27 protein-coding genes are annotated in these 26,920 nt (G+C 71.7%); 18 read left to right on the plus strand and 9 right to left on the minus strand.

What is annotated here, in order from left to right; translation table 11 throughout:
• Positions 1 to 190 precede the first annotated feature (190 nt).
• The 8 genes from AB0D01_RS32025 to AB0D01_RS32060 all read left to right on the plus strand — a co-directional run bounded on the left by AB0D01_RS32025 (position 191) and on the right by AB0D01_RS32060 (position 6,914).
• On the plus strand, positions 191 to 844 hold the full coding sequence (locus tag AB0D01_RS32025; RefSeq protein ID WP_363061426.1) for an HAD family hydrolase: 654 nt from the start codon (positions 191 to 193) through the stop codon (positions 842 to 844).
• Positions 845 to 887: 43 nt separating this feature from the next.
• Positions 888 to 2,129 (plus strand): MFS transporter, encoded by a 1,242-nt coding sequence (locus AB0D01_RS32030; protein ID WP_363061428.1) that lies wholly within the window; start codon positions 888 to 890, stop codon positions 2,127 to 2,129.
• Entirely contained in the window at positions 2,101 to 3,252 is a 1,152-nt protein-coding gene (locus AB0D01_RS32035) for an acetoin utilization protein AcuC (RefSeq protein WP_363061600.1), read from the plus strand. Before AB0D01_RS32030 ends, AB0D01_RS32035 begins: the two co-directional genes overlap by 29 nt.
• Before the next feature lie 92 nt (positions 3,253 to 3,344).
• Entirely contained in the window at positions 3,345 to 4,175 is an 831-nt protein-coding gene (locus AB0D01_RS32040; protein ID WP_363061430.1) for a phosphatase, read from the plus strand.
• 114 nt (positions 4,176 to 4,289) lie between these two features.
• The gene (locus AB0D01_RS32045) at positions 4,290 to 4,499 is read left to right on the plus strand and encodes a helix-turn-helix domain-containing protein (RefSeq protein ID WP_162688852.1); all 210 of its coding nucleotides are present in this window, start codon (positions 4,290 to 4,292) and stop codon (positions 4,497 to 4,499) included.
• A gap of 152 nt (positions 4,500 to 4,651) precedes the next feature.
• Complete coding sequence (locus tag AB0D01_RS32050) at positions 4,652 to 4,750, plus strand: AURKAIP1/COX24 domain-containing protein (protein ID WP_003948845.1); 99 nt, start codon at positions 4,652 to 4,654, stop codon at positions 4,748 to 4,750.
• A 95-nt stretch (positions 4,751 to 4,845) separates the two neighbouring features.
• On the plus strand, positions 4,846 to 5,895 hold the full coding sequence (locus AB0D01_RS32055; protein WP_363061432.1) for an NAD-dependent epimerase/dehydratase family protein: 1,050 nt from the start codon (positions 4,846 to 4,848) through the stop codon (positions 5,893 to 5,895).
• Complete coding sequence (locus tag AB0D01_RS32060; protein ID WP_363061433.1) at positions 5,895 to 6,914, plus strand: lysophospholipid acyltransferase family protein; 1,020 nt, start codon at positions 5,895 to 5,897, stop codon at positions 6,912 to 6,914. The genes AB0D01_RS32055 and AB0D01_RS32060 overlap by 1 nt, the downstream gene beginning before the upstream one ends.
• 98 nt (positions 6,915 to 7,012) lie before the next feature.
• Here the strand turns inward: AB0D01_RS32060 and AB0D01_RS32065 are convergent, their stop codons facing one another.
• From AB0D01_RS32065 to AB0D01_RS32075, 3 genes are all read right to left on the minus strand, one after another.
• The gene (locus AB0D01_RS32065) at positions 7,013 to 8,230 is read right to left on the minus strand and encodes a DUF5667 domain-containing protein (RefSeq protein WP_363061435.1); all 1,218 of its coding nucleotides are present in this window, start codon (positions 8,228 to 8,230) and stop codon (positions 7,013 to 7,015) included.
• A gap of 299 nt (positions 8,231 to 8,529) precedes the next feature.
• Complete coding sequence (locus AB0D01_RS32070; RefSeq protein ID WP_363061437.1) at positions 8,530 to 9,339, minus strand: ECF subfamily RNA polymerase sigma factor, BldN family; 810 nt, start codon at positions 9,337 to 9,339, stop codon at positions 8,530 to 8,532.
• Positions 9,340 to 9,694: 355 nt separating this feature from the next.
• On the minus strand, positions 9,695 to 10,732 hold the full coding sequence (locus AB0D01_RS32075; protein ID WP_363061439.1) for an HAD-IB family hydrolase: 1,038 nt from the start codon (positions 10,730 to 10,732) through the stop codon (positions 9,695 to 9,697).
• Positions 10,733 to 10,831: 99 nt separating this feature from the next.
• Between AB0D01_RS32075 and AB0D01_RS32080 the strand changes: the two genes are divergently transcribed.
• The 5 genes from AB0D01_RS32080 to AB0D01_RS32100 all read left to right on the plus strand — a co-directional run bounded on the left by AB0D01_RS32080 (position 10,832) and on the right by AB0D01_RS32100 (position 16,540).
• Positions 10,832 to 11,110, plus strand: coding sequence for a glutaredoxin family protein (locus AB0D01_RS32080; protein WP_363061441.1), 279 nt, complete (start codon positions 10,832 to 10,834; stop codon positions 11,108 to 11,110).
• Positions 11,111 to 11,383: 273 nt separating this feature from the next.
• A complete protein-coding gene (locus AB0D01_RS32085) occupies positions 11,384 to 12,223 on the plus strand; it encodes a redox-sensing transcriptional repressor Rex (protein WP_363061443.1) in 840 nt (279 codons plus the stop codon).
• A complete protein-coding gene (locus tag AB0D01_RS32090; protein WP_363061445.1) occupies positions 12,220 to 13,911 on the plus strand; it encodes a glutamyl-tRNA reductase in 1,692 nt (563 codons plus the stop codon). The genes AB0D01_RS32085 and AB0D01_RS32090 overlap by 4 nt, the downstream gene beginning before the upstream one ends.
• Positions 13,908 to 14,876 carry a hydroxymethylbilane synthase gene (gene hemC, locus AB0D01_RS32095; protein WP_363061446.1) on the plus strand — a complete coding sequence of 323 codons (969 nt, stop codon included), beginning with the start codon at positions 13,908 to 13,910 and terminating at the stop codon, positions 14,874 to 14,876. The genes AB0D01_RS32090 and hemC overlap by 4 nt, the downstream gene beginning before the upstream one ends.
• Complete coding sequence (locus AB0D01_RS32100) at positions 14,873 to 16,540, plus strand: uroporphyrinogen-III synthase (RefSeq protein ID WP_363061448.1); 1,668 nt, start codon at positions 14,873 to 14,875, stop codon at positions 16,538 to 16,540. The genes hemC and AB0D01_RS32100 overlap by 4 nt, the downstream gene beginning before the upstream one ends.
• A gap of 57 nt (positions 16,541 to 16,597) precedes the next feature.
• Here AB0D01_RS32100 and AB0D01_RS32105 read toward each other — a convergent pair whose 3' ends face one another.
• Positions 16,598 to 16,777, minus strand: a complete 180-nt coding sequence (locus tag AB0D01_RS32105) for a DUF397 domain-containing protein (RefSeq protein WP_363061450.1) — start codon at positions 16,775 to 16,777, stop codon at positions 16,598 to 16,600.
• The gene (locus tag AB0D01_RS32110; RefSeq protein ID WP_363061452.1) at positions 16,774 to 17,598 is read right to left on the minus strand and encodes a Scr1 family TA system antitoxin-like transcriptional regulator; all 825 of its coding nucleotides are present in this window, start codon (positions 17,596 to 17,598) and stop codon (positions 16,774 to 16,776) included. Before AB0D01_RS32110 ends, AB0D01_RS32105 begins: the two co-directional genes overlap by 4 nt.
• Positions 17,599 to 17,710: 112 nt before the next feature.
• On the opposite strand from AB0D01_RS32110, the gene AB0D01_RS32115 reads away from it, so the two are divergent.
• The 3 genes from AB0D01_RS32115 to AB0D01_RS32125 all read left to right on the plus strand — a co-directional run bounded on the left by AB0D01_RS32115 (position 17,711) and on the right by AB0D01_RS32125 (position 19,552).
• Positions 17,711 to 18,145 carry an ATP-binding protein gene (locus AB0D01_RS32115; RefSeq protein WP_363061454.1) on the plus strand — a complete coding sequence of 145 codons (435 nt, stop codon included), beginning with the start codon at positions 17,711 to 17,713 and terminating at the stop codon, positions 18,143 to 18,145.
• 43 nt (positions 18,146 to 18,188) lie between these two features.
• Entirely contained in the window at positions 18,189 to 19,190 is a 1,002-nt protein-coding gene (gene hemB / locus AB0D01_RS32120; RefSeq protein ID WP_363061456.1) for a porphobilinogen synthase, read from the plus strand.
• An 89-nt stretch (positions 19,191 to 19,279) separates the two neighbouring features.
• On the plus strand, positions 19,280 to 19,552 hold the full coding sequence (locus AB0D01_RS32125; RefSeq protein WP_363061457.1) for a DUF1876 domain-containing protein: 273 nt from the start codon (positions 19,280 to 19,282) through the stop codon (positions 19,550 to 19,552).
• An 86-nt stretch (positions 19,553 to 19,638) separates the two neighbouring features.
• On the opposite strand, the gene AB0D01_RS32130 is transcribed toward AB0D01_RS32125, so the two are convergent.
• The gene (locus AB0D01_RS32130; protein ID WP_363061459.1) at positions 19,639 to 20,385 is read right to left on the minus strand and encodes an ABC transporter permease; all 747 of its coding nucleotides are present in this window, start codon (positions 20,383 to 20,385) and stop codon (positions 19,639 to 19,641) included.
• Complete coding sequence (locus AB0D01_RS32135; RefSeq protein ID WP_363061461.1) at positions 20,382 to 21,308, minus strand: ATP-binding cassette domain-containing protein; 927 nt, start codon at positions 21,306 to 21,308, stop codon at positions 20,382 to 20,384. Before AB0D01_RS32135 ends, AB0D01_RS32130 begins: the two co-directional genes overlap by 4 nt.
• Before the next feature lie 98 nt (positions 21,309 to 21,406).
• On the opposite strand from AB0D01_RS32135, the gene AB0D01_RS32140 reads away from it, so the two are divergent.
• Entirely contained in the window at positions 21,407 to 22,177 is a 771-nt protein-coding gene (locus AB0D01_RS32140) for a TetR/AcrR family transcriptional regulator (protein ID WP_363061463.1), read from the plus strand.
• Between the two features lie 75 nt (positions 22,178 to 22,252).
• Here the strand turns inward: AB0D01_RS32140 and AB0D01_RS32145 are convergent, their stop codons facing one another.
• The gene (locus tag AB0D01_RS32145) at positions 22,253 to 23,050 is read right to left on the minus strand and encodes a VOC family protein (protein ID WP_363061602.1); all 798 of its coding nucleotides are present in this window, start codon (positions 23,048 to 23,050) and stop codon (positions 22,253 to 22,255) included.
• Positions 23,051 to 23,219: 169 nt separating this feature from the next.
• On the minus strand, positions 23,220 to 24,995 hold the full coding sequence (argS, locus tag AB0D01_RS32150; RefSeq protein WP_363061465.1) for an arginine--tRNA ligase: 1,776 nt from the start codon (positions 24,993 to 24,995) through the stop codon (positions 23,220 to 23,222).
• 152 nt (positions 24,996 to 25,147) lie between these two features.
• On the opposite strand from argS, the gene lysS reads away from it, so the two are divergent.
• The gene (lysS, locus tag AB0D01_RS32155) at positions 25,148 to 26,914 is read left to right on the plus strand and encodes a lysine--tRNA ligase (protein WP_363061467.1); all 1,767 of its coding nucleotides are present in this window, start codon (positions 25,148 to 25,150) and stop codon (positions 26,912 to 26,914) included.
• Positions 26,915 to 26,920: the final 6 nt, after the last annotated feature.

Below are 26,920 nucleotides of genomic sequence, written 5' to 3' on the forward strand. Positions count from 1 at the left end.
GGTACTGCAGGGGGGACCCTGTGGGAGAGTAGGACGCCGCCGAACAATCATTGTGGGAAAGCCCCGCACCTTATGGTGCGGGGCTTTTCTGCGTTTACGGCCAGGTAGACCACCGGGCCGGCCGCAGGTTCCACCGTTTACCGGTACGAGCTTGCCGTGAACCTGAGCTGACGACTCGTACGCTGGGCCGATGGGCTATGAGCTGGTCATCTTCGACAACGACGGCGTCCTCGTGGACAGCGAGCCGCTCGCGAACTCCATCCTCGCCACGTACCTGACGGAGCTGGGCTTCCCGACGACGTACGAGGAGTCCCTGCGGGACTACATGGGCGCCGCCGTGCACCGGGTGCACGACCTGGTCTACGAGCGGACCGGGCGGCGGCTGCCCGAGGAGTTCGACCACACCCTCCAGGAGCGGGTGGCGGCGGCGTTCGAGCGGGAGGTGCGGGCCGTCCCCGGCGTGACGGAACTGCTGGGAGAACTCTCCGCGCTGGGGATCCCGTACTGCGTGGCCTCCTCCGGGAGCCACGCGCGGATCCGCGCCGGCCAGAGCGGTGCCGGACTCGGGGAGTGGTTCGAAGAGGAGTGGATCTTCAGCGCCGAGGACGTGGGCAAGGGGAAGCCGGCGCCGGACCTGTTCCTGCACGCCGCGGACATGATGGGCGTCGCCCCCGCGCGGTGCGTGGTCATCGAGGACAGTCCGCTCGGGGTGGAGGCCGCGCGGGCCGCCGGGATGGACGTCTTCGGCTTCACCTCCATGACGCCCGCCGAGGGACTCGCCGGTGCCACCGCCTGCTTCGGGGAGATGAAGGAGCTCTACCCCCTCCTCGGATTGGGCGTGTGATCTCTCTACCCACGGGTAGGGCCGGGCCCTACGCTGTGCCGCCATGACGGTTGAGGCACGTGATGCACGGCTGCGGCGCGGGCGCGGCGCACTGGGGTTCAGCTTCTTCGTGCAGGGCGTCGCCTTCGCGGTGCTCGTGACGCGGATCCCGGCGATCCAGGACCGGTACGGGATATCCGACGGGCTGCTGCCCGCCTTCCTCGCGGCCGTGCCGATCCTCGCCGGGGTCTCCAGCGTCGCCACCGAGCACCTGGTGAAGCGGATCGCGCCCAGTGCCGTGCTGCGGTGGGCGCAGCCGGTGGTGCTGTTGGCGCTGCTGGGCGTGGGGGCCGGCGAGCGGATGTGGCACGTGGTGCTCGCGCTCGGGGTGTTCGGGCTCGCGGTGGGGGCGCTGGACGCTTCGATGAACATGCTGGGCGTGAGCCTCCAGCGGGCGTACGGGCGCAGCATCATGCTGGGTTTCCACGCCTCGTACAGCCTCGGAGGGATCCTGGGGGCGTCCGCGGCGTGGGTCGGGGCGCACTGGCACCTGAGCCTGTTCGCGGGGTACCTGCCGGCGGTGGCGGTGTTGCTGCCGCTCGCGTTCGTGGGGAGCCGGGCCTACGTGGACGCCGTCGACGGGGGATCCCGGGGGGCGGAGCAGGAGAAGGGGCTGGGCGCCGGCAGGGGGAGGCTGCTGCTGCCGCTGTGCCTGGTGATGGCGTGCGCGTACATAGGGGACTCGACGGTCGCGAACTGGAGTGCCAAGTACCTCCAGGACGTGTTGGGGAGCTCGGAGCAGCTGGCGACGGTCCCCTACAACGTGTACATGGTGACGACGCTGATCGGGCGGGCCGTGGGGGACCTCGGGGTGCGTCGGTTCGGGGCGGTGGCCGTGGTGCGGGCGGGGTCGGTGGTGGCGGCCGGTGGTTTCGCGGTGGTGGCGTCCGCGCCGGGGGCGTGGGTGGGGATGCTGGGGTTCACGTTGCTGGGCGTCGGGTTGTGCGTGATCGTGCCGCAGACCTTCGCCGCGGCGGGGCGGCTCTTCCCGGGGGCCTCGGACACGGCGGTGGCCCGGCTGAACATCTTCAACTACGTGGGTTTCCTGATCGGTTCGCCGTTGGTGGGGGCGATCGGGGACGTCTGGAGCTACCGCGCGGCGATGCTGGTGCCGATGGCCCTGGTGCTGGTGACGTTGGTGTCGACCCGCTCGTTCGGCGCGGAGGGCGCCCGATACCGTGTGCGGCATGAGCGGCGAGCCGGTGACCGGGTTGTTGATGTGGGACGAGGCGGTAACGAGGTATGACTTCGGACCGAGCCATCCGATGGACCCGGTGCGTCTGGCCCTGACCATGGGCCTGGTACGGGCCTTCGGGCTGGACCGGGAGATGGAGGTGCGGGCGGCGCCCGCGGCCGGGGACTCCACGCTGAGGTTGGTCCACCGCGAGGACTACGTGGACGCGGTGCGGGAGGTCTCGGCGGATCCCGGTGTGGCGGACGGCTCGTACGGGCTCGGGACCACCGACGATCCGGCGTTCCACGGGATGCACGAGGCCTCGGCGTTGATCGCGGGGCAGTCGGTGGCGGCGGCGGAGGCGCTCTGGCACGGGGAGCCGGGCGGGCACGCGGTGAACTTCGCGGGGGGCCTGCACCACGCGATGCCGGGCGGTGCGGCGGGTTTCTGCGTGTACAACGACGCGGCGCTCGCGATCGCGCGGCTGCTGGAGCTGGGGGCGGAGCGGGTCGCGTACGTGGACGTGGACGTGCACCACGGGGACGGGGTGCAGGCGGCGTTCTGGGACGATCCGAGGGTGCTGACGGTGTCGGTGCACGAGCATCCGCGGACGCTGTTCCCGCAGACGGGTTGGCCCGAGGAGACCGGTGGGGGCGCGGCCGAGGGGAGCGCCGTGAACCTGGCGCTGCCGGCCGGGACGGGTGACGAGGGGTGGCTGCGGGCGTTCCACGCGGTGGTGCCGGAGCTGTTGGAGGACTTCCGGCCCCAGGTGCTGGTGACCCAGCACGGGGCCGACACGCACTTCGAGGATCCGCTCGCGCACCTGGCGGTGTCGCTGGACGCGCAGCGGGAGGTCCAGGAGGCCTGTCACCGGTTGGCGCACGCGTACGCGGACGGGCGGTGGCTGGCGCTCGGCGGCGGGGGCTACGCGGTGGTGGACGTCGTTCCGCGGTCGTGGACGCACCTGGTGGGCATCGCGGCGCACCGGCCCGTGGATCCGGCGGCGGAGGTGCCGCGGGAGTGGCGGGACGAGGTGTACGCGCGGACGCGGCAGCTCGCGCCGGCGCGGATGACGGACGGGCGGACGGTGGAGTGGCGGGACTGGGAGGAGGGTTATGATCCGGCCGATCGGATCGACCAGGCGGTGTTGGCGACGCGGCGGGCGGCGTTCCCGTTGCGGGGGATGCTGACCTGAGGGGTCGTCGGGCGGATCGGTTCGTTACGCCAACTGTGGGGCAGTCGCGTGGAATTGATGAACCGCCAGGTGTCGTGCGGCAGCATCGGAGGGTGTTGAGCACCGGCGCGCTGCGTGCGCATCTGCTGGCCGCCCGTCTGGCCGGGCCCGTCGCGACGACGCGGGAGGAGAGCCTGCGCAGTTACCGTCTGTTCGCCGCGCGGGATCCGCGGGTGCTGCTCGGGCTGGATCCGGTACGGGTCTGGGACGAGGGTGCACTGTTGGGGCTGATGGCGGACAAGTGCGGGGTGTCGGGTGATCCCGCGCACGTCAGCGGGCCGGACGTGATCGATCCGGAGCTGACGGTCGCGGCCCTGGAGGCGTTCGGGGAGCGGTTGGGGGCGGCGGTGCGGGCGCGGTCGCCGGTGTTGTTCGGTACGGGACACCCGCATCGGCTCCTGGGCTTCTACGCCGCCTTGGCCCGTGCGGTGTCGGCGGCGGGATGTGTTGTCCTCACTCCGGCGCGGGGGGTCCATGTCGACATGGCGACCCGGTTCGGCGTACGTACGCACCGCATCGATTACGTACGGGGGGTCGCACTGGTGCGGGAACCCGGCGCGCGTGGGGCCGGGAGTGCCACCGGCGCACACACCCATTCCCCGCTGCCGGTTCGGGTCGCTCTCGGGGCGTCGGTGGATGCCGGCGGGCCGTTGCCGGAGCTGGTGGTGGGGGACCACGGTTGGGTCTGCGGTGCAGGTCAGCTGGGTATCGATGCGATCGGGCTGGCCGATACGGATGATCCCGCGCTGTTCGTGGGGGAGGCCGAGGGGCGGGTGGCGGTGACGGTTCCGCTTGATGACGGGGTGCGCCCGGAGTCGTACCGGCCCCTCACGGGGTATGTCCTTCGACGCGCGAACCTGCCGGGGCGTCAGGAGTGGCCGTAGCTCCTCTTCCCCACTCGTATCACGCGCCCCTACTCTGGGGAGTGAGCGTGCGACGACGAGGAGTAACCGGAGGGGAAGCCGGTGCCCGTCATGCGCGGAAGGTCAAGGTGTGTCATGGCTGCTGGCGAGAGGCCTCTCAGTGAGGTTCAGTTCCTGACCGTGGCGGAGGTCGCCTCGGTGATGCGAGTGTCGAAGATGACCGTGTACCGGCTGGTGCACAACGGTCATCTGCCCGCGATCCGGGTGGGCCGGTCCTTCCGGGTCCCCGAAAACGCGGTCCACGAGTACCTCCGGGAGTCCTTCGTGGGGGTGGAGTCGGCCTGAGAGTGAGGCTCAGGGCAACCTACGGGGGCCCTCGGATTACAAGCTCGGACTTCGGGCGGGTAGGCTAGGCCGACGTAGGTCGTGTGGGCCCAGACGCCCCGCACCGATCCCCGCTGGCGCGGGGATGTTCCGAGAAGTGAGCGAGGGTAGTCGTGGGCTCTGTTATCAAGAAGCGGCGTAAGCGGATGGCCAAGAAGAAGCACCGCAAGCTGCTCAAGCGCACCCGCGTCCAGCGCCGTAACAAGAAGTAAACGGTAGCTGTACGTGTTCTCCGCAGCCCCTCCACCATCCTGGTGGAGGGGCTGCGGTGCAGCCGGGGTACTTCTTCGAGGGAGGCGCTGAGCTCGTGGGGAAGGTCGTGCTCGTCACCGGGGCAGCCAGAGCGCTGGGGGGCCGCTTCGTGCGTCGCGTCCAGCGGGACCCGGACGTGGACAGGGTCATCGCGGTCGACGCGGTGAGCCCGCCGCACCGACTCGGCTCCGCCGAGTTCGTGCGCACGGACATCAGACAGTCGGCGATCGCCCGCGTCCTCGCGGAGCACGCCGTGGACACGGTGGTCCATCTGGCGGTCACCGGAGGCAGCGCGGGGGCTCCCGGTGCGCGCAGCACCGTCAAGGAGACCAACGTCATCGGGACGATGCAGCTCCTCGGGGCCTGCCAGAAGTCCCCGACCGTACGACGGCTCGTCGTGAAGTCCAGCACCAGCGTGTACGGGGGCACGGCGCGGGATCCGGCCGTCTTCACCGAGACCACCCAGCCGAAGTCGCTGCCGTCGGCCGGCTTCGCCAAGGACGCCGCCGAGGTCGAGGGCTACGTACGCGGTTTCGCCCGCAGGCGGCCGGACGTGGCGGTGTGCGTGCTGCGCTTCGCGAACATCCTGGGGCCCTTCGCGGACTCGGCGCTCGCCGACTACTTCTCCATGCCGGTCATGCCGACGGTCCTCGGCTACGACCCGAGGCTCCAGTTCGTGCACGAGGACGACGTGGTGGACGTGCTGCGCCTGGCGGCCGGGGAGCCGCGGCGCGGGACGCTGAACAGCGGCACCTTCAACATCGCGGGCGACGGCGTCCTGCTGCTGTCCCAGTGCTCGCGCCGGCTCGGACGGCCGACGGTGCCGCTGGTGCTGCCCGCGGTGACGTGGGTGGGCCACGCGCTGCGCGCGGTGGGGGCGACGGACTTCTCGCCCGAGCAGATCCGGCTGCTGACGCACGGGCGGGTCGTGGAGACGACGCAGATGCGCGACACACTGGGCTTCGACCCGATGTACACGACCGCCGAGACGTTCACGGACTTCGCGCGCAGCCGGGGGACCGGGCTGCTGCCGCCGGAGCGGGTGGGGCGGGCCGTGGAGCGGGTGGCGGGGATGCTGAAGGTGGACGAGGGAGTGGAGCGATAGTGGCGGACGCCAAGGTCATCCCGTTCGACGAGGACCGGCCGCGCCGCCGGGGCCCCGCACGCGCGGTGCGGGCGGTGCCGCCCCCGGCCCCCGAGAGCGCCCCGCGGGCCTCCGTCGCGCCCGAGGAGCCCGAGGACCGCCAGGGGTCCGTGGAGGCGGCGGGCGGGTCCGCGCGGGGCGGTGGCTGGGACCGGCGGATCGCCGGCGGGCTGTCGTTCCTGCGTCGGCGGATCACCGGCGACTACGAGGTCGACGACTTCGGGTACGACAAGGAGCTGACGGACCAGGTCCTGATGTCCCTGATGCGGCCGCTTTTCGACAAGTACTTCCGGGTCGAGGTCAAGGGCATCGAGAACATCCCGAAGGAGGGCGGCGCGCTGATCGTCGCCAACCATTCGGGGACGCTCCCGTTGGACGGGCTGATGCTCCAGGTCGCCGTGCACGACCACCACCCGGCGGAGCGGCACCTGCGGCTGCTCGCGGCGGACCTGGTGTTCATGCTGCCGGTGGTGAACGAACTCGCGCGCAAGGCCGGTCACACCCTGGCGTGCGCGGAGGACGCGCAGCGGCTGCTGGAGGCCGGGGAGCTGGTCGGGGTGATGCCCGAGGGCTTCAAGGGGATAGGGAAGCCGTTCGGTGAGCGCTACAAGCTCCAGCGCTTCGGGCGGGGCGGGTTCGTCTCGACGGCGCTGCGGGCGGGGACGCCGATCGTGCCCTGCTCGATCGTGGGCGCGGAGGAGATCTATCCGATGATCGGCAACGCGAAGACGGTGGCCCGGCTGTTGGGGGTGCCGTACTTCCCGGTGACGCCGACGTTCCCGTGGCTGGGGCCGCTGGGGGCGGTGCCGCTGCCGACGAAGTGGACGATCCAGTTCGGGGAGCCGATCCCGACGGACGGGTACGCGGCGGAGGCCGCGGAGGACCCGATGCTGATGTTCAACCTGACGGACCAGGTCCGGGAGCAGATCCAGCACACGCTCTACAAGTTGCTGGTGCAGCGGCGGTCGGTGTTCTTCTGAGGAACGTCTCCCGAGGAACGTTCCCCTGAGGGGCGATTTCGCGCACGGGTGAGCGCCGGCGGGGCCTGGGGCCCCGCCGGCGCTTCGTGCACCGCGAGCTACTCCGCGTCCTCCGCCTGGATGCCCAGGCCCGGGAGGAGGCCCGGGAGGAGCGGCGGGAGGGTGATGTCCGGCTTCGGGTGGTCCGGGGTCGCCGAGGTGGGCGGCGCGGACTGGCCGGGGGCCGGGGGGTGCAGGAGGTCGCCCGTACCGCCCAGGAGACCGCCTCCGCCCTGCGCCGGAGGCCGGCTGCCGGTGGAGGGGCTGGGCGCCGCGGGGGTGGCCGGTGCGGCGGGCGCCTCGGCGGCCGGTGGGGACTGCTGTTGCTGTCCCGTCGCGGGCGCGCTGGGTCGGGGCGTCGACGACGAGCCGCGGGACTGCTCCGGGGGCTTGGGCAACAGGCCCTGGAGCGGCGCCACGTCATCGTCTATGGCCTGGAAGACCGAGGACACCTGGTCCCCGACGTCCGTGAGCTGCGGGGGCAGGTTGGACCGCAGTCGGCCCCACGCGTCGCGGTGCGAGCGGGAGAACGAGGACAGGGCCTGGATCGGGCCGAGCGAGCCGTCCCGTTCGTACGCCGCCTGGAGCAGCCGGTGGCCCTCCGTCGCGTCGTGCTTCATGCCCGCCAGCGCACGGCGGATCGCGCCCAGGGACTCGTGGTCCAGGGTGCCCGTGCGCCCGCGCTCCATCAGCCTGCGCGCCTCCGACAGCCGGTTCGAGGCCTGGTCGAGGTAGAGCTCGCCCCGGTCCGAATCCTCGTCGGCCATGCCCAGCTTGAGATCCTCCATGCCCCGTTTGATGGGGTAGAGGGAGTCACCCGGCAGGGCGTCCGTGCTGGCAGCGGCCACTCCGCTGAAGGCCCCTGCGGCCACACCCACGGTGAGGCCTCCCGCTGCGATGCCCTTGGACCAGCGGGAGCGGGGCCGCAATTTCCGGAGCGAGGTCGCCCGGTGGGCGCCGCGGCCGGTCCGCTGCTCGGGCACCAGAGGGTCCTCGGCGGCACCGCCTCCCGCCCTCTGCTCCATCACCATGGCCTCCATGGCGGCGACGAGCTGCGCTCGTTGCACCACTTTGACCTCGGGGTCCAGCACCGGGCGCGGCATTCTTTCGCCGAGTACGTTCGCCAGGGCCAACAACCGGTCGTGGTCGGCAGGTTCGGCAGGTGCCTCGGACTGCTCGGCCGCCGGGTCCGGTGCGGAGGGGTCGGACGGGGTCCGATCCTCCAGGGCCTGGGCGAAGGCGTTCGCCCGCCGGTGCGGAGTCACGTTCGCGATCACTGGCGGCACCTCCTCTCGTCATGACGATCGACTCCCCAAGGTGTCCGGAAGGTTGCCTTCCTTGAGCACATCCACACTTTCGGGTGAGCGGCTTCGGGCAGGGCGTGTCCAAAGGGAGCCTGCATTCCGCACAACGAGCGGCGCGGCACTTGGGTTACGGACGAAGGATGATCGGACCACAGCGTCATCGAAGGGTCACCGTATGTGAGGTTGTTTGTCGTGGTGGCATGGGTGATGGCAGGGGCATGGGTGTGGGTTCGGCTCGGGGTGGTGGACCGGGCCGGCGGGGCCGGGGCCGGTCAGCGGGCGTCGTCCGGCAGCAGGCGGGCCAGGGTGCGCACCGCCCGGTACTGGAGCGTTTTGATGGCGCCCTCGTTCTTCCCCATCACGCGGGCGGTCTCGGCGACCGAGAGGCCCTGGAGGAAGCGCAAGGTGACGCACTCCTGCTGTTGCGGGTTCAGTTTCCGTACGGCTTCGAGCAGTGCCGCGTTGGAGAGGGACTCCAGGACGGAGTCCTCGGGGCTGCGCTCCACCTCGTTGGCGTCGAGCATCTCGCCGGTGGTGACCTCCAGCCGGAAGCGACTGGACTTGAAGTGGTCCGCCACCAGGTTCCGGGCGATCGTCACCAGCCAGGCGCCGAAGTCGCGGCCCTGCCAGGTGAAGGTGGAGATGCGGCGCAGGGCGCGCAGGAAGGTCTCACTGGTGAGGTCCTCCGCGGTCGCCTTGCCCCCGACGCGGTAGTAGATGTAGCGGTACACCGTGTCGCTGTACTGGTCGTAGAGGCGGCCGAAGGCCTCGGCCTCGCCGGCCTGGGCGCGTTCGACCAGGTCCATCATGCGGGCCTGGTCGCTGTCCGCGGTGGGGCGGCGTGCGGTGGGGGCGCTCGTGCCGCCGCCGGCGCTCGCGCCGCCCGTGCGACCGCGTCTGCCCACCGTCGCTCCGCCGTCGGTGAGGGCGTAGCAAGGACCGGCCGGGCCGGGTCCGGCGGGGATCGCGGCGGCGAGGGCGGGGACGGCGTACGCGGTGGGGACGAAGCCACGCAGGTGGTCGAGGACCGTTGCGCGCAGCGTAGCCAGGCCCGAGGCGTCAACCCCGACAGGTGGGTACACGGGACTCCCAGAGGCAGAGCTTCCATCACGTGCAGTGCGGGACCGTTCACCCGTCGTGGCGACAGATGGGCGGTGGCATGCGTTTGAGGAGAATAACGCTTCGTACAGGCAGCGCTACACCCAGTTGCTGAAATCACCGGTTCCGACACTTCTGTTGCGTGTCCAGGGCATATTCAGATCTGGTTGGTGATCGATTCTTGATCACTTGCATGCGCGGAATGGACGCTTCCACGGTGGCTCCCGACCGAGTCGGGCATGCCGGAGTGCCGCGCCCGCGGCGCGGGTAGAGGTGAGCGAATGAACGCCGGGCGGCCCCCCTGTGGGGGCGGTCCCGGCGTCCTCACGTGCGGCGTCGCTACTTGCGGCGGCGGTGCAGGGCGATGGCGGCGGCCGTGCCGCCCGCGATGGCGCCGACGCCGGCGGCGGCCGGGACGCCGACCTTCACGGCCTTGCGGCCGGTCCGGTAGTCGCGCAGTCGCCAGTCGTTGGCGCGGGCATGCTTGCGCAGTTTCGTGTCGGGATTGATCGCGTACGGATGACCGACCAGCGACAACATCGGAATGTCGTTGTGCGAATCGGAGTACGCGGCGCAGCGCGCGAGGTCGAGGTCCTCGGCGGCGGCCAGGGCGCGGACCGCCTCGGCCTTGGCGGGGCCGTGCAGCGGTTCGCCGACCAGCCGACCGGTGTAGACCCCGTCGACGGACTCGGCGACGGTGCCCAGGGCACCGGTGAGGCCGAGGCGGCGGGCGATGATCGTGGCCGTCTCGACGGGGGCGGCCGTGACGAGCCAGACCTTCTGGCCGGCGTCGAGGTGGGCCTGGGCGAGGGCGCGGGTGCCCGGCCAGATCCGCTCGGCCATGTACTCGTCGTAGATCTCCTCGCCGATGGCCATGAGTTCGCTGACCTTGTGGCCCTTGACGATGGACAGGGCGCTGTCGCGGGCGTCCTGCATGTGGTCGGGGTCCTCGACGCCGGCGAGCCGGAACCAGGCCTGCTGCCAGGCGAAGCGGGCCAGTTCGCGGCGGCGGAAGAACTCGCGCTTGTAGAGGCCGCGGCCGAAGTGGAAGATCGCGGCGCCCTGCATGACGGTGTTGTCGAGGTCGAAGAAGGCGGCGGCGAGGTCGTCGCCGGGGACCGGGAACTCCGGTTCGTCGGACTCGGCGGCCTCTTCGGCCAGGCCGTCGAGGACCTCGTCGAGGGCGTCGGCGGTGTCGATGGAGTCGAGGTCGGCGGGGTACGGCGCGGCGTCGGGCAGGGCTTCGGTGCCCGGTGGGGCGGGGTCCGCCGCCGTGAGGGCGGTCTTGCGGGCGGCTTCGGCCGAGGCCTCGCCTGCCAGCACGCTCCGCGCGGTGGCGGAGCGCCTACGGGGGGTGAGCCATCCGGGAGCGGCCATGACGCGAGCATAGCCATTGTGTTCGGGACTTCCCGAACCGCCGGGAAACGGAGCGGTTAACTCTTCGGGGCCCGCCCTGCGGGGCGGGACAATGAGGACATGACTCCGTTGCTGCGCCGTAAGGAAAAGAAGCGTCCCGAGGAGCGGCTGGTGACGCTCATCGGGAAGCCGGGCTGTCACCTCTGCGACGACGCCCAGGAAGTGGTCGAGAAGATCTGCGCCGAGACCGGGGCGCGGTGGGAGAAGAAGGACATCTCGCAGGACGAGGAGCTGTACCGCCGGCACTGGGAGCAGATCCCGGTGGTGTTGGTCGACGGCGAACAACACACCTTCTGGAGGGTGAACCCCGACCGGCTGCGCCGCGCATTGGGAGCCTGACCGTCCCGACCGTTACCATCATGGGCGATTTATGGGGACTCGGGGGCGTATCGATGAGGAGTGTGTGCGGTTTTGCCCCCTTCGGGATTTGAACGGGTTCGGGCCGTTCTCGGTTCCGGGGTTCCGTACCCGGTACGCGTGACCCCGGTCACTTTGCTCGGACAAAGCGGACACAATCTTTGTGCACGCGTTCACAAAGACATAGCCTGCATTCGACGGGGCGGTCCTGGGACAACTGGCCGCCTGCAGCCCCGCTCATCCCGCAGGAGCATCGTGGCAACTGGCCGAACTCACCGACCGGCGACCCGCAGCCGAGGTATTCCCGAGGCCACTGTCGCCCGGCTTCCGCTGTACCTGCGCGCCCTCACGGCGCTGTCCGAGCGATCGGTCCCCACGGTGTCCTCCGAGGAGCTCGCGACCGCCGCCGGCGTGAACTCGGCGAAGCTGCGCAAGGACTTCTCCTACCTCGGGTCCTACGGCACCCGCGGCGTCGGCTACGACGTCGAGTACCTCGTCTACCAGATCTCCCGCGAGCTCGGGCTGACCCAGGACTGGCCGGTCGTCATCGTCGGCATCGGAAACCTGGGCGCCGCCCTGGCCAACTACGGCGGTTTCGCCTCGCGCGGCTTCCGCGTGGCCGCGCTCATCGACGCCGACCCGGCGATGGCGGGCAAGCCGGTCGCCGGCATGCCCGTGCAGCACACCGACGACCTCGAAAAGATCATCGAGGAGAACGGCGTCTCCATCGGCGTCATCGCGACCCCGGCCGGCGCGGCCCAGCAGGTGAGCGAGCGGCTCATCGCCGCCGGCGTGACCTCCATCCTGAACTTCGCGCCCACCGTGCTGTCCGTCCCGGACGGCGTGGACGTGCGCAAGGTCGACCTCTCCATCGAGCTCCAGATCCTGGCCTTCCACGAGCAGCGCAAGGCCGGCGAGGAGGCCGCGGCCGGCGGTGCCCCCGGCGCCGCCGAGGCCGAGCCCGCCCCCGCCGGTACCGGTTCGGGTACGGGCGCCGCCCCCGCGGCCGCCGTCGAGCCCCCGGCCGGACGGGCCGCCGCGGCCGCCCGCAAGGGCGGTCCCGAGGGCGACGTACCGGCGGTGATGCCGGCATGAGTCTGCTCGTAGTGGGCCTGAGCCACCGCAGCGCGCCCGTGAGCGTGCTGGAGCGGGCCTCCCTGTCCGTCGACGCCAAGGTGAAGCTGCTGCACGACACGCTGGCCACCGAGCCGGCGACCGAGGCGGCCGTCCTCGCCACGTGCAACCGCATCGAGCTGTACGCGGACGTCGACAAGTTCCACGCCGGTGTCGCCGAGCTGTCCACGCTGCTCGCGCAGCACAGCGGCGTCGCCCTGGAGGAACTGACCCCCTACCTGTACGTGCACTACGAGGACCGGGCGGTGCACCACCTGTTCTCGGTGGCGTGCGGACTGGACTCGATGGTGGTCGGCGAGGGCCAGATCCTCGGCCAGATCAAGGACGCGCTGGCGCTGGGGCAGGAGCTCCACACGGCGGGCCGGCTGATCAACGACCTCTTCCAGCAGGCCCTGCGGGTCGGCAAGCGGGCGCACTCGGAGACCGGCATCGACCGGGCCGGGCAGTCGCTGGTGACCTTCGGGCTGGAGCAGCTCGCCGCGCACCGTCCGGTGGCCGAGTGGGCCGCGGGCAAGCGGGCGCTGGTGATCGGCGCCGGGTCGATGTCCTCGCTCGCCGCCGCCACGCTGGCGCGGGTGGGCGTCGCCGAGATCGCGGTGGCCAACCGCACCGCCGAGCGGGCGGACCGACTCGTCGAGATTCTGGTTGCCTCAGGCACTGGGGTGTCGGCGCGTTCCGTGCCGATGGCCTCGGTCGCCGACGAGCTGACACGTGTTGACGTGGTGGTGTCCTGTACGGGCGCCACCGGACTGGTCCTGACCGGCGACGACGTCGCGGCCGCGGTGGCCGGCGTCGACGCGGCCGCCTTCGCCCACGAGGCTCCTCCCGCGCCGCGCGCGCCCGAGTCCCCGGCCGCCGGCGGCGCCCTCGTCGACGCCGCCGTCGTGGCCCGGCTCGCCGCCGCCTCCCAGGCCGGGGTGCGCCTGGCCGACGCCGGCGTGGCCCGCACCATCGCACCCGGCGCCGACCGCGACGGATGCCCCGTCGAGGCACCGGCCGGCGACGGCCGGGCCGCGCTGACCGGCGTCGACGCCGGTTCCCTCGAACTCCACGGAGCCTGGGCCGACCAGGGCGAGGCCGCCGCGCAGAGCCGGCCCCGCCGGGCCGTCCGCGCCAGCGTGAACGGCACCGCCGTACGCCTGGCCCTGCTGGACCTGGCCATGCCCCGCGACATCGACGCCGCCGCGCACCGCGTGCCCGGCGTACGGCTCGTCGACATCGAGAGCCTCGCCGAGGCCTCCGCCGACGCGCCGATGGCCGCCGACGTGGACGCCGTGCGCGCCATCGTCGCCCAGGAGGTGGCCGCGTTCGGCGCGGCCCAGCGGGCCGCGCACATCACGCCCACCGTCGTCGCCCTGCGGGCGATGGCCGCCGAGGTCGTCGCCATGGAGGTGGCGCGGCTCGACGGGCGGCTCCCCGACCTCGACGAACGGCAGCGGGCGGAGGTCACCCAGACCGTGCGCCGCGTCGTCGACAAGCTCCTCCACGCGCCGACCGTGCGCGTCAAGCAGCTCGCCAGCGAGCCCGGTGGCGCCGGGTACGCCGAGGCGCTGCGCGAACTCTTCGACCTCGACCCTCAGACGGTGGCATCCGTCAGCCGGGCGGACGCGGCCGATCCGAAGACCGACGACCCAGGACGGGCATCATGAACACACGTCCCGACCAGCCCCTCCGGCTTGGCACGCGACGCAGCAAGCTGGCCATGTCCCAGTCCGGGCACGTCGCCGAGGCGGTCCGGGCGGTCACCGGCCGGCCCGTGGAACTCGTGGAGATCACGACCTACGGTGACGTCTCCCGCGAGCACCTCGCCCAGATCGGCGGCACCGGTGTGTTCGTCACCGCGCTGCGCGACGCGCTCGTGCGCGGCGAGGTCGACTTCGCGGTGCACTCGCTGAAGGACCTCCCGACCACCCAGCCCGACGAGCTGGTCGTCGCGGCCATGCCCAAGCGCGAGGACCCGCGCGACGCGCTCGTCGCCCGCGACGGCCTGACCTTCGAGCAGCTGCCCGACGGCGCCCGCGTCGGCACCGGCTCGCCGCGCCGCACCGCGCAGCTGCACGCCTACGCGCGCAGCCTGGGCAAGTCCATCGAGACCGTCGCCATCCGCGGCAACGTCGACACCCGCATCGGGTTCGTCCGCGCCGGCGAGCTCGACGCGGTCGTGCTGGCCGCCGCCGGCCTCAACCGCATCGGCCGCGGGGACGAGGCGACCGACCTGCTGGCGGTCGACAACGTGCTGCCCGCCCCCGGTCAGGGCGCCCTCGCCGTCGAGTGCCTCGCCTCGGACGCCGAACTGATCGCGGCCCTCGGCCGGCTCGACGACCCGATGACCCGGGCCGCCGTGACCGCCGAGCGCTCCCTGCTCGCGGCCCTGGAGGCCGGTTGCAGCGCACCGGTCGGGGCGCTCGCCGACCTGCTGGCCGACGGCCAGACTGTCAATGAAATGCGCCTGCGCGGCGTCGTCGGAACCCTCGACGGCTCGACGCTGGTGCAGCTGTCCACCACCGGTTCCGTGCCCCAGTCGTACGACGAGGCCATGGCGCTCGGCCGTGAACTCGCGGACGAGATGCTGGCCAAGGGCGCGGCCGGTCTGATGGGGGAGCGATCCCTTTGAAGCCCTCAAGCCCCACCACCTCCGCTTTCCCGGCCGTCGCCGCCCAGGGGCTCGTCACCTTCCTCGGTGCCGGCCCCGGCGATCCGGGGTTGCTGACGCTGCGCGCCGTCGAGGCGCTCACCGCCGCGGACGTACTGATCGCCGAGCCGGACGTGCTCGACGTCGTACGCACCCACGCGCGCGCGGGCGTCGACACGCCGCAGCTGACGGTCGCTGACGAGGTGTCAGCAGCCGCCGGGGTCCCGGTGATCCGCGACGCCGCCAATCTTGTCATGGAGGCCGCGCGCGCCGGCAGGCGGGTCGTCCGTGCCGTCACGGGCGACCCCGGGCTCGACGGGAACGCGGCCGGCGAGATGCTGGCCTGCGCCAACGCGGGCATCCCCTTCGAGGTGGTCCCCGGTGTCGCCACCGCCGTCGGCGTGCCCGCGTACGCGGGTGTGTCGCTGCGCGGCGAGCAGGGCGCGGACGTGCGCTTCGTGGACGCCCGGACGGCTTCGGCCCGCTGCTGGAGCGAGGTGGGCGCCAGCGACGGCAGCCTCGTCGTCTCCGCCACCCTGGAGACGGTCTCGGCCGCGGCCGCCGAGCTGGTGTCGGCCGGCCGCAGCCCCGAGACCCCGCTGACGGTCACCGTGGGCGGCACGACGACCCGCCAGCGCACCTGGTGCGCGACGCTGGGCACGATCGCCCAGGTCTTCAAGCAGGGCAAGGTGCTCCCCTCGCCCGAGGGCTCGCGTCCGGTGATAGCCGTGGTCGGCGAGCAGGGCGCGAGCGCGCGCCGCGAGGAGCTGGCCTGGTTCGAGTCGAAGCCGCTGTTCGGCTGGCGGGTGCTCGTGCCGCGCACCAAGGAGCAGGCCGCTTCGCTCTCCGACCAGCTGCGTTCGTACGGCGCGGTGCCGCACGAGGTGCCGACCATCGCCGTGGAGCCGCCGCGCACCCCGCAGCAGATGGAGCGGGCGGTCAAGGGCCTGGTGACGGGCCGCTACGAGTGGATCGCCTTCACCTCGGTCAACGCCGTCAAGGCGGTCCGGGAGAAGTTCGAGGAGTACGGGCTCGACGCGCGCGCCTTCGCGGGCATCAAGGTCGCCGCAGTGGGCGAGCAGACCGCCGCCTCGCTGATCGAGTTCGGCGTGAAGCCGGACCTGGTGCCGAGCGGCGAGCAGTCGGCCGCCGGGCTGCTGGAGGACTGGCCGCCCTACGACCCGGTCTTCGACCCGATCGACCGCGTCTTCCTGCCGCGCGCCGACATCGCCACCGAGACGCTGGTGGCGGGCCTGATAGAGCTGGGCTGGGAGGTCGACGACGTCACGGCCTACCGGACCGTGCGCGCGTCGCCGCCGCCGGCGGACACCCGCGAGGCGATCAAGGGCGGCGGCTTCGACGCGGTGCTGTTCACCTCGTCGAGCACGGTGCGCAACCTCGTCGGCATCGCCGGCAAGCCGCACAACGTCACCGTCATCGCCTGTATCGGCCCGGCCACGGCCAAGACGGCGGAGGAGCACGGCCTGCGGGTGGACGTGCTGTCGCCGGAGCCGTCGGTCTCGAAGCTGGCGGAGGCGCTGGCCGCGTACGGCGAGGCCCGACGCGAGGCGGCCAAGGAGGCCGGCGAATCGGTGGCCCGCCCCAGCGAGCGCCGTCCCGGCGCCCGTCGCCGCCGTACGACCTGACACCGCCGAAGGCCCCGGACGCACACCGCGCCCGGGGCCTTCCGCGTGCCCGGACCGTCAGAGGCGCACCCATCGGGTGAGGTCGGCCCAGGCGCCGGGCGCGAGGGCGAGGGCGGGGCCGTCGGCGACCTTGGAGTCCCGGACGTGGACGGTGTGGGTTCCGGTGGCGACCTCAAGGCAGGCGTCACCCTGGTCGCTGCTGTAGCTGGACTTGAACCACTTCAGTGGGGTGCTCATGTTTCTCCTAGCAACCGGTCCAACAGGTCCTTCGTCTCTGAGAAGTTGAGGGCCTGTGACCGCAGCATCGCATACTTCTGAGTCAGGATGCTGACCTCGTTCGGGTCGCGCACGAGGAAGCTGCCGCGCTGGGTTTCCGAGTAGGCGAGGTGCTGGAACTCGGGGGTTTCCAGCAGCGTGAAGGGGCCCGCCAGTCCTGCGTGGGCGGTGATGCCGAGGCGTAGAACCTGGAGGGAGAGGGCCTGGCGGTCGGCGCAGGCGCGCAGGTGCCTCAGTTGCTCGTAGTAGACCTCGTCCCCGCCGATCCGGTCGAGGAGCGCCGCCTCCGAGATGATGAAGCTGAGGGTCGGCGGTACCGGGCGGGTCAAGATCTGCTGTCGCTGGATCCGGTGGGCGGTCTGTAGCTCGATCTTCTCCGACCCGATGAAGGGCACGTGGCAGCCGAGAACCGCTCGCGCGTAGTTCTCCGTCTGGAGAAGACCCGGAACGGTGAGCGTGTTGTACCAGGACAGCGCCAAGGCCTCCGCTTCGCGCTCCATGTACTCCTCCGCCCAGGCCGGGACCGTGTCCACCTCCGGAAGGCGGTTTGCCGCGACGGCCAAGAGGCCGGGCAGGCCGAGTACGCGGTCCATCTTCTCGGCGACGTTGGGCATCAGGACCCGTCGTCCCTGTTCGATGGAGGCGACGGTTTCGACATCGATCGGTAGCGCCTGAGCGAAGGCGCGCTGCGTCAGGCCCTTGGCGGTCCGTGCGGCAGCGACCTGGGCGCCGACCATCTTCATCGCGGTTTCGTTGGGCCGGGGCCTCTTGCGTGGTGGCATGCCTGTGAACTCCCCGTGTGGGCGCGAGGGATGCCGGTACCGACCCGTACTCATCAAGGAGTACGGGTTCCCGGCCTCTCTCACGTTAGTCACGCACCGCGACGATCGCCCCGTGAACGTGGAAATCCAACCGGCCCTGCTGCGTGAGCGTTTCTACCCCCGCAGCCGTCAAACCGTGCGCTCCGCAAGGGAGTTCGCCGCCGACACACTGCACGCGTGGGGTGTCACACGCCACCGCGACGCGGTGTTGCTGTGCGTGAGCGAGCTGGCCACCAACGCCCTGCTGCACGGCGTTCCGCCCGGGCGCGGGTACCGGGTGCGGATGCTGCGGTTCGAGGGGGTGGTGCGGGTCGAGGTGCACGACAGCGGGGGCGGGCGGCCCCGGATCGAGGACCGGGATCCGGGGTCCGAGGGCGGGCGGGGGTTGCTGCTGGTGGCGGCCCTCGCGGACCGGTGGGGGGTCGGGACGCGGGTGCCGGGCAAGGTGGTGTGGGCGGAGTTCGGGGACGGGGCGTCCGGTACGGGGCCGACCCCGGGCGGCCTCTAGGCTGGGTGGCGACTGCTGTCGAAGCTCGAAGAGGCGACTGAAGATGAGCGCGTACGGATCCTTCCCCGGCTCCCGGCCCCGCCGGCTGCGCACCACCCCGGCCATGCGGCGGATGGTGGCGGAGTACCGGCTGCACCCCTCGGACCTGATCCTCCCGGCGTTCGTCCGGGAGGGCATCTCCGAGCCGCTGCCGATCTCGGCGATGCCGGGCGTGGTCCAGCACAGCCGGGACACGCTGCGCAAGGCGGCGGTGGAGGCCGTCGAGGCGGGCGTGTCGGGGATCATGCTCTTCGGGGTGCCGGCCGACGAGAACAAGGACGCGCGGGGCACCGCCGGCACCGAGCCGGACGGGATCCTCCAGGTCGCGATCCGCGACGTGAAGGCGGAGGTCGGCGACGACCTCGTCATCATGTCGGACCTGTGCCTGGACGAGTACACCGACCACGGCCACTGCGGGGTCCTCGACGAGCACGGCCGCGTGGACAACGACGCGACGCTGGAGCGGTACGCGGAGATGGCGCAGGTCCAGGCCGACGCGGGCGTCCACGTGGTGGGGCCGAGCGGCATGATGGACGGCCAGGTCGGCGTGGTCCGTGACGCGCTGGACGAGACGGGCCACGAGGACGTGGCGATCCTCGCCTACACCGCCAAGTACTCCTCCGCCTTCTACGGCCCCTTCCGCGAGGCCGTCGCCTCCTCCCTCCAGGGCGACCGCAAGACCTACCAGCAGGACCCGGCGAACGCGCGCGAGTCCCTGCGGGAGCTGGCGCTGGACCTGGAGGAGGGCGCCGACATGGTCATGGTCAAGCCCGCCGGTCCCTACCTGGACATCCTGCACCGGGTCGCGCAGGCCGTGGACGTGCCGGTGTCGGCGTACCAGATCAGCGGCGAGTACGCGATGATCGAGGCCGCCGCCGAGAAGGGCTGGATCGAGCGCGACCGGGCGATCATGGAGACGCTGCTCGGGATCAAGCGGGCGGGCGCGGACACGATCCTCACCTACTGGGCGACCGAGGTCGCCGGTTGGCTGCGCGCCGAGCGCTGAGCGCCGTCCCGCGGTGGGCTCCCGGGGGTGCGTCGGCGTCGGCGCGGGCGCACCCTGGAGGCAGAGGCCCACTGTGGAGGTGATCCGCCATGCCCACTCTCGCAGGCTGGCACGTCGAGATGGAGTTCACCGAGGACGGCCACCGTACGAACGCGGCGGCGATGCTCAGGCTCGCCGACGGCTCCGAGATGCGGGCGAAGGGGTACGCGATGCGCCACCCCTCCGACCCGGAACAGTTGCGGGTCGGTGAGGAGATCGCCGGTTCGCGGGCGCTGATGGACCTGGCGTCGCAGCTGTTGTCGAAGGCGCACGGGGAGATCGACGAGGCAACGGGCAAGCACTCGTACCCGCTGACCCGCTGACCCGCGACCGTCCGACCCGTCGGACACCACGGGCGCTGACGCGCGGCCGGTCCGCGCGTCAGCGTGTGCGGTTCGCGGGCGCGCGTTCAGCGCGTGCGCCGGCGGAAGAGGACGAGGGTCAGGGCCAGGGAGCCGGCCAGGATGCCCGCGCACCAGGTGAGGGCCGTCCACGGGGTGTTGCCGGCGGGCTGGTCGAGCAGGAGCGCGCGCAGGGACTCGATCACCGGGGTCAGGGGCTGGTGGTCGGCGAAGCCGTGGAGCCAGCCCGGCATGGTGTCGATGGGGACGAAGGCGCTGGACGGGTAGGGCAGGAACATCATCAGGAAGGTGAAGCCGCCGGCGGCCTCGGGGGTGCGGGCGAGCAGTCCGAGGGCGGCCGCGAGCCAGGAGATGGCCGTGATGTACGCGACGAGGAGCGCGGCGGCGGCGAGGTAGGTCCCGGCCGAGGCCTGGGGGCGGAAGCCGATGGCGAGGGCGACGGCCAGGACGAGGGTCGTCGAGACGAGGTTGCGCACCACGGAGGCCGTGACGTGGCCGGCCAGGAGGGGTACGCCGCCGACGTCCAGGGAGCGGAAGCGGTCGATGGCGCCGCTGTGCATGTCGTGGGCGACGCTCACGGCGGTGCTCGCGGCGCCGAAGCCCGCGCAGAGCAGCATGGCGCCGGGGACCACGTAGGTGACGTAGGTGGTGCCGGTGTCGATGGCCCCGCCGAAGAAGTAGACGAAGATCAGCATCAGCATGATCGGCAGCATGAGGGCGGCGATGATCGCGTCCGGGCTGCGGCGGCTGACGCGCAGGCTGCGGCCGGCCATGGTGAGGGCGGTGGCGGTCATCGGGCGGCTCCCGTCAGGGCGAGGAAGACGTCGTCGAGGGTGGCGCCGCGCAGGGCGAAGCGGTCGACGGCGGTGCGGTCGGGGTCGAGTTCGTCGAGCAGGGCCCGTACGTGGGCGGCGCTGCCGTCGGTGGGCAGGCCGAGGGTGAGCGCGTCGGGGTCGTGGTGGACGGCGCGGGCGGCGAGGGCCTCGTAGGCGGTCCGGCTGGTCAGGGTGAGGTCGAGGCGGTGGCCGGCGACGCGGGCCTTGAGCTCGGCGGGGGTGCCCTCGGCGGCGACGCGGCCGGAGTCGAGGACGGTGACGCGGTCGGCGAGCCGGTCGGCCTCCTCCAGGTACTGGGTGGTGAGCAGGACGGTGGTGCCGTCGGAGCGCAGTTCCCGTACGACGTCCCAGAGTTCGGCGCGGCTGCGGGGGTCGAGGCCGGTGGTGGGCTCGTCGAGGAAGAGGACCTCGGGGCGGGTGACGAGGCTCGCGGCGAGGTCCAGGCGGCGGCGCATGCCGCCCGAGTAGGTCTTGGCGAGGCGGTCGGCGACCTCCGACAGGCCGAAGCGTTCGGCGAGTTCGGCGGCGCGCGCGGCGGCGTCGCGGGCCGGGAGTCCGGCGAGCCGGCCGACCATGCGCAGGGTCTCGGTGCCGGTCTGGAGGTCGTCCAGGGCGGTGAACTGGCCGGTGAGGGAGATGCGTTCGCGTACCCGGGTGCGGGCGGCCGCGATGTCGTGGCCGGCGACGCGGGCGGTGCCGGAGTCGGGCGCGGTGAGGGTGGCGAGGATGCGGACGGTCGTGGTCTTGCCCGCGCCGTTGGGGCCGAGGAGGGCGAGGACCGAACCGCGGGGGACGGCCAGGTCGAGGCCGTCGAGGACGCGGGTGTCGCCGTAGGACTTGGTCAGGGCGGAGGCGTACAGGGCGTGGTCGTTCGTCGTCACGGGGACTCGAATCCCTTCTGCGTATGGGTTACACGCTTCTGTGTAAGTAATACACAGAACTAGGATGTGGGTCAACGAGACGAGAGGGGAGGGGCGACGTGGAGAAGGACCAACCGGACGAAACCGGGCTCCCGGCGAGCCTGCAAATGGCCTGGGGCCTGCGCGAACGCCCCGGCAAGGGCCCCCGCCCCACCCTCACCCTGCCGAAGATCGTCGACGCGGCCGTGGCCCTGGCCGCCGCCGAGGGCATGGACGCCGTCTCCATGGGCCGCGTGGCCAAGGAACTCGGCGTCTCCACCATGTCGCTCTACCGCTACGTCACGGCGAAGGAGGAGCTGCACATCCTGATGTCGGACGCGGGCGTGGGCGCCCCGCCGCCGCTGCCGCCCGAGGCCGACGACTGGGGCTGGCGGGAACTGCTGACGCGGTGGGCGCATGACCAGCGGGCCGTGCTGATGGCCAACCCCTGGATCCTGCGCATCCCCATCACCGGGGCACCGCTCAGCCCCAACCACCTCGCCTGGATGGAGCGGGGGCTCGCCTCGATGGCCGGCGCCGCCCTGAAGGAGGGCGAGAAGATCTCGACGATCATCCTGATCGGCGGTCTCGTGCGCAACGAGGCCGTCATGGCCGCCGACATGATGGAGGCCATCGTGAAGTCCGGCGTCCGACCGGACCAGGTGCTCGGACAGTACGTCCGCACCCTGCGCCTGCTCACCGGCCCCGAGACCCACCCCGCGGTGACCCGGCTGCTGGAATCCGACGCCTTCACCGGCTCCGACGAGCCCGACTTCCAGTTCCGCTTCGGCCTGGACCGCATCCTCGACGGCCTGGCCGCGCTGATCGACGGGCGGTCGCCCGCGCGCTGAGCGGATCGGCTCGGCGCGCGGGACCGTCCACGGCCCGCGGGGTCCACAGGCTGTGGACGGCGGCGGCGGCCGACGTCAGGCCGGGTCCTCCTGCGTCGACGAGGTGATGATCGAGAACGCCCCGCCCTGCGGGTCGGCCAGGACCGCCATCCGGCCCGCCACCATGTCGAACGCCGGGGCCAGGACGGTGGCGCCGGCGCGGACGGCCGCGGCCTGCACGTCGTCCACGCTGTCCACGTGGAAGTACGGCTGCCAGTGCGGGGGCACCCCCGGCGGCATCTTGGCCATGTCCATCATCCCGCCCACCGCGCGACCGGCGACCTGGAACTCGATGTAGTCCTCGGCGCCCGGCATCTCGGAGCGGTGCGTGGTCACCGGCAGGATCGAGGAGTAGAACGCGGACGCGGCCGGCAGGTCCGGGGTGGTCAGCTCGTTCCAGATCAGCGCGCCGTGCTCGTTGACGATGCCCGCCCCGTCGAAGGTGCCGGCCTCCCACAGGCCGACGACGGCCCCCGTCGGGTCCGCGATCACGGCCATCCGGCCGAGGTCCATGACGTCCATCGGGCCCATCATGACCGTGCCGCCGGCGTCGGTGACGGACTTGGCGGTGGAGTCGATGGAGTCGGTCGCCAGGTACGTCGTCCACACCGTCGGCGGCAGCGGGTCGGGGATCGAACCGTCCGGGTTCATCGCCTTCATGATCCCGGCGACGGGCTTGCCCTTGAGGGTGCAGACCGCGTACCCGCCCTGCTCGGCGGGGCCGACCTCGCCCTGCCAACCGAACAGGTCGCGGTAGAAGTCGAGGGCGGCCTGCTGGTCGGGGACCATCAGGTCGATCCAGCACGGGGTGCCGGGCTTGTAGGGGCCGTTCATGTCGGGCACGGATGCCTCCGGGATGACGCTCGGGGGAAGGACGGGCCGTCCCCTACCCGGACCCCGACGGCGAAATCGAGCCGTACGGGTGAACCGTTCCTCCCGCGCCCCCGGCCCGGGAACGCCGACGGCCCCCGGCGCGGGTGCGCCGGGGGCCGTCGGGCGTGCGTCAGAGCTTCTCGGGGGTGCGGATGCCCAGCAGGGACATGCCCTTCGAGAGGGTGCGGGCCGTCAGGTCGCACAGGAACAGACGGTTCTCACCGACCACGAGCTCCGGCTCCGGCTTGATGACGGGGCACTGGTCGTAGAACGTCGTGAACAGCGAGGACAGCTGGTAGAGGTACGCCGCCACCTTGTGCGGGGCGTACTCCGCCGCGGCCTCCCCGATCAGCGCGCCGAAGCCGTCCAGGTGCAGGCCCAGCGCGCGCTCGGCCGGCGCCAGCTCCAGCTCCGGGTGCGCGGCCGGCCGGCGCTCGCCCGCCTTGCGCAGGATCGAGCGGATACGGGCGTAGGCGTACTGGAGGTAGACGGAGGTGTCGCCGTTCAGCGAGACCATCTGGTCCAGGTCGAACTTGTAGTCACGGGCCGCCGAGGTCGACAGGTCCGCGTACTTCACGGCACCGATGCCCACGTACTGGCCGTTCTCGACGATCTCCGCCTCCGTCAGGCCCACCTTCTCGGCCTTCTCCCGGACGACGGCCGTGGCCCGGTCCACCGCCTCGTCCAGGAGGTCGACCAGGCGGACCGTCTCGCCCTCACGGGTCTTGAACGGCTTGCCGTCCTTGCCGAGGACCGTGCCGAAGGCCAGCTGCACGGCCTTGACGTCCTCGTTCAGCCAACCGGCGCGGCGGGCCGTCTCGAAGACCATCTTGAAGTGCAGCGACTGGCGCGCGTCCACGACGTAGATCAGCGTGTCGGCCTTCAGCGCCCCGACGCGGTCACGGATCGCCGACAGGTCGGTGGCGGCGTAGCCGAAGCCGCCGTCCGACTTCTGCACGATCAGCGGCGTCGGGTTGCCGTCCGGGCCCTTGTACTCGTCGAAGAACACGCACAGCGCGCCGTTGGAACGGACGGCCACGCCCGACTCCTCCAGCAGCTTGCAGGTCTCGACCAGCATGTCGTTGTAGCCGGACTCGCCGACCACGTCCGGGTCCTGGATGTCCATGTCCAGCTTGTTGAAGACCGAGTAGAAGTAGATCTTCGACTCGTCGACGAACCGCTGCCACAGCGCCAGCGTCTCGGGGTCCCCGGCCTGGAGGTCCACCACCCGGGCACGGGCCCGCGTCTTGAACTCCTCGTCCGAGTCGAACAGGGCCCGCGAGGCCTTGTAGAGGCGGTTGAGGTTGGACATGGCCTCCTCGCCGGAGACCTCCTCCTCCGACTCGTGGTCCAGCTCGTGCGGGTGCTCCAGCAGGAACTGGATCAGCATGCCGAACTGGGTGCCCCAGTCGCCGATGTGGTGACGACGCACCACCTTCTCGCCCGTGAACTCCAGGATCTCGACCATGGCCGCGCCGATCACCGCGGAACGCAGGTGACCGACGTGCATCTCCTTGGCCACGTTCGGCTGCGCGTAGTCGATCACCGTGGTGCCGGCCGTCGGCGACAGCGGCACGCCGAGCCGGTCGTCGGCGGCGCGGGCCGCCAGGGTCTCGACGATCGCCCGGTCGGAGACCGTGATGTTCAGGAAGCCGGGCCCGGAGACCTCGATCTCCTTGATCAGGTCGCCGTCACCGGTCGGGATGCCCTCGACCACGGTCGTCGCCAGCTCGCGCGGGTTGGCCTTGGCCTTCTTCGCGAGCGCCAGGATGCCGTTGGCCTGGAAGTCGGCCCGGTCGCTTCGTCGCAGCAGCGGGTCGGCGCCACCGGCCTCCGGCAGGGCGGAGGCGAGGGCGTCCGCGACGCGCTGTTCGACGGAGGAAGCGAGGGAAGGGACCGATGCCATGAGCTGCCGTTCCTGTGAGTCGGTTGGTGAGTGTCGAGTATCCCATGGGGGGCCTGTCCACATTCCGGGATTTACGGCCGCCCGACGGCGGCCGGCACACGGCCGTCCGGTGCGCGCGGGCAACCTCCGAGGGCCCGCTTCCGTCTGGGAGAATGGCGGACAGCCAGCATTTCGAGATAGAAGGACGTGTCGTGGCTCAGAGCAGCACCGAGACCGACTGGGTCTCCCGTTTCGCGGACGAGGTCATCGCTGAGGCGGAGCGCCGAGCACCCGGCAAACCTGTCGTCGTCGCGTCCGGACTCTCGCCCTCCGGCCCCATCCACCTGGGCAACCTCCGCGAGGTCATGACCCCGCACCTGGTCGCGGACGAGATCCGCCGCCGGGGCTTCGAGGTCCGGCACGTGATCTCCTGGGACGACTACGACCGCTACCGCAAGGTGCCCAAGGGCATCCCCGGCGTCAGCGAGGAGTCCCACGCGCAGCACATCGGCCGCCCGCTGACCGCCGTACCCGCCCCCGAGGGCTCCGCGTACCCGAACTGGGCCGAGCACTTCAAGGCCGCCATGGTCGAGGCGCTCGCCGAGCTCGGCGTCGAGTACGACCCGATCAGCCAGACCGAGCAGTACCTGGCCGGCGCCTACCGCGAGCAGATCCTGCACGCGATGAAGCACCGCGGCGACATCGACGCCGTCCTCGCCCAGTACCGCACCAAGCAGAAGCCCGGCAAGAAGCCCCAGCAGAAGCCGGCCGACGAGGCCGAGCTGGAAGCCGCCGAAGGCTCCGGCGCGGCGAGCGAGGACGACGGCAGCGCCGAGGGCGCGGAGTACTTCCCGTACAAGCCGTACTGCGCGGAGTGCAACAAGGACTTCACCAAGGTGACCTCGTACAACGACGAGACCACCGAGCTGACCTACGTCTGCACCGAGGACGAGTACACCGAGACGGTCAAGCTGTCCGAGTTCAACCGCGGCAAGCTCGTCTGGAAGGTCGACTGGCCCATGCGCTGGGCCTACGAGGGCGTGATCTTCGAGCCCTCCGGCGTCGACCACTCCTCCCCGGGCTCGTCCTTCCAGGTCGGCGGCCAGATCGTGCACCTCTTCGGCGCCGAACAGCCCATCGGCCCGATGTACGCCTTCGTCGGCATCAGCGGCATGGCCAAGATGTCCTCCTCCAAGGGCGGCGTGCCGACCCCGGCCGACGCCCTGAAGATCATGGAGCCGCAGCTGCTGCGCTGGCTGTACGCGCGCCGCCGCCCCAACCAGTCGTTCAAGATCGCCTTCGACCAGGAGATCCAGCGGCTCTACGACGAGTGGGACAAGCTGGAGGCCAAGGTCGCCGACGGCTCCGTGCTGCCGGCCGACGCCGCCGCGCACACCCGCGCCGTCCGCGTCGCCTCCCACGAACTGCCCCGCACCCCGCGGCCGATGCCGTACCGCACGCTCGCGTCGGTCGTCGACATCACCGCCGGGCACGACGAGCAGACGCTGCGCATCCTCAGCGACCTGGACCCGCAGAGCCCGCTGACCTCCCTCGACGAGGTCCGCCCGCGCCTGGACCGCGCCGAGAACTGGATCACCAGCCAGGTCCCGGCCGACCAGCGCACCCTCGTCCGCGAGGAGGCCGACACGGAGCTGCTGTCCTCCCTCGACGACAACGGCCGCGAGTCGCTGCGGCTGCTCCTGGAGGGCCTGGACTCCCACTGGTCGCTCGACGGGCTCACCACCCTCGTCTACGGCGTGCCGAAGGTGATGGCGGGCCTGGAGCCCGACGCCAAGCCGACGCCGGAGCTGAAGGTCGCGCAGCGCGAGTTCTTCGCCCTGCTCTACCGCCTCCTGGTGACCCGGGAGACCGGCCCGCGCCTGCCCACGCTGCTGCTGGCCGTCGGCGCGGACCGCGTCCGCAAGCTGCTGGCCGCGTAGCCGCCG

The sequence above is a fragment of the Streptomyces sp. NPDC048606 genome, from assembly GCF_040650855.1.
Taxonomy (GTDB): domain Bacteria; phylum Actinomycetota; class Actinomycetes; order Streptomycetales; family Streptomycetaceae; genus Streptomyces.

What these genes read in the sequence shown, in the direction of transcription:
- AB0D01_RS32025 (WP_363061426.1), top strand. Translation starts at nt 191, where the DNA reads ATGGGCTATGAGCTGGTCATCTTCGACAACGACGGCGTCCTCGTGGAC.
- AB0D01_RS32030 (WP_363061428.1), top strand. Translation starts at nt 888, where the DNA reads ATGACGGTTGAGGCACGTGATGCACGGCTGCGGCGCGGGCGCGGCGCA.
- AB0D01_RS32035 (WP_363061600.1), top strand. Translation starts at nt 2,101, where the DNA reads ATGTGGGACGAGGCGGTAACGAGGTATGACTTCGGACCGAGCCATCCG.
- AB0D01_RS32045 (WP_162688852.1), top strand. Translation starts at nt 4,290, where the DNA reads ATGGCTGCTGGCGAGAGGCCTCTCAGTGAGGTTCAGTTCCTGACCGTG.
- AB0D01_RS32075 (WP_363061439.1), bottom strand. Translation starts at nt 10,732, where the DNA reads ATGGCCGCTCCCGGATGGCTCACCCCCCGTAGGCGCTCCGCCACCGCG.
- AB0D01_RS32080 (WP_363061441.1), top strand. Translation starts at nt 10,832, where the DNA reads ATGACTCCGTTGCTGCGCCGTAAGGAAAAGAAGCGTCCCGAGGAGCGG.
- AB0D01_RS32090 (WP_363061445.1), top strand. Translation starts at nt 12,220, where the DNA reads ATGAGTCTGCTCGTAGTGGGCCTGAGCCACCGCAGCGCGCCCGTGAGC.
- hemC (WP_363061446.1), top strand. Translation starts at nt 13,908, where the DNA reads ATGAACACACGTCCCGACCAGCCCCTCCGGCTTGGCACGCGACGCAGC.
- AB0D01_RS32105 (WP_363061450.1), bottom strand. Translation starts at nt 16,777, where the DNA reads ATGAGCACCCCACTGAAGTGGTTCAAGTCCAGCTACAGCAGCGACCAG.
- AB0D01_RS32110 (WP_363061452.1), bottom strand. Translation starts at nt 17,598, where the DNA reads ATGCCACCACGCAAGAGGCCCCGGCCCAACGAAACCGCGATGAAGATG.
- hemB (WP_363061456.1), top strand. Translation starts at nt 18,189, where the DNA reads ATGAGCGCGTACGGATCCTTCCCCGGCTCCCGGCCCCGCCGGCTGCGC.
- AB0D01_RS32125 (WP_363061457.1), top strand. Translation starts at nt 19,280, where the DNA reads ATGCCCACTCTCGCAGGCTGGCACGTCGAGATGGAGTTCACCGAGGAC.
- AB0D01_RS32130 (WP_363061459.1), bottom strand. Translation starts at nt 20,385, where the DNA reads ATGACCGCCACCGCCCTCACCATGGCCGGCCGCAGCCTGCGCGTCAGC.
- AB0D01_RS32145 (WP_363061602.1), bottom strand. Translation starts at nt 23,050, where the DNA reads ATGAACGGCCCCTACAAGCCCGGCACCCCGTGCTGGATCGACCTGATG.
- argS (WP_363061465.1), bottom strand. Translation starts at nt 24,995, where the DNA reads ATGGCATCGGTCCCTTCCCTCGCTTCCTCCGTCGAACAGCGCGTCGCG.
- lysS (WP_363061467.1), top strand. Translation starts at nt 25,148, where the DNA reads ATGGCGGACAGCCAGCATTTCGAGATAGAAGGACGTGTCGTGGCTCAG.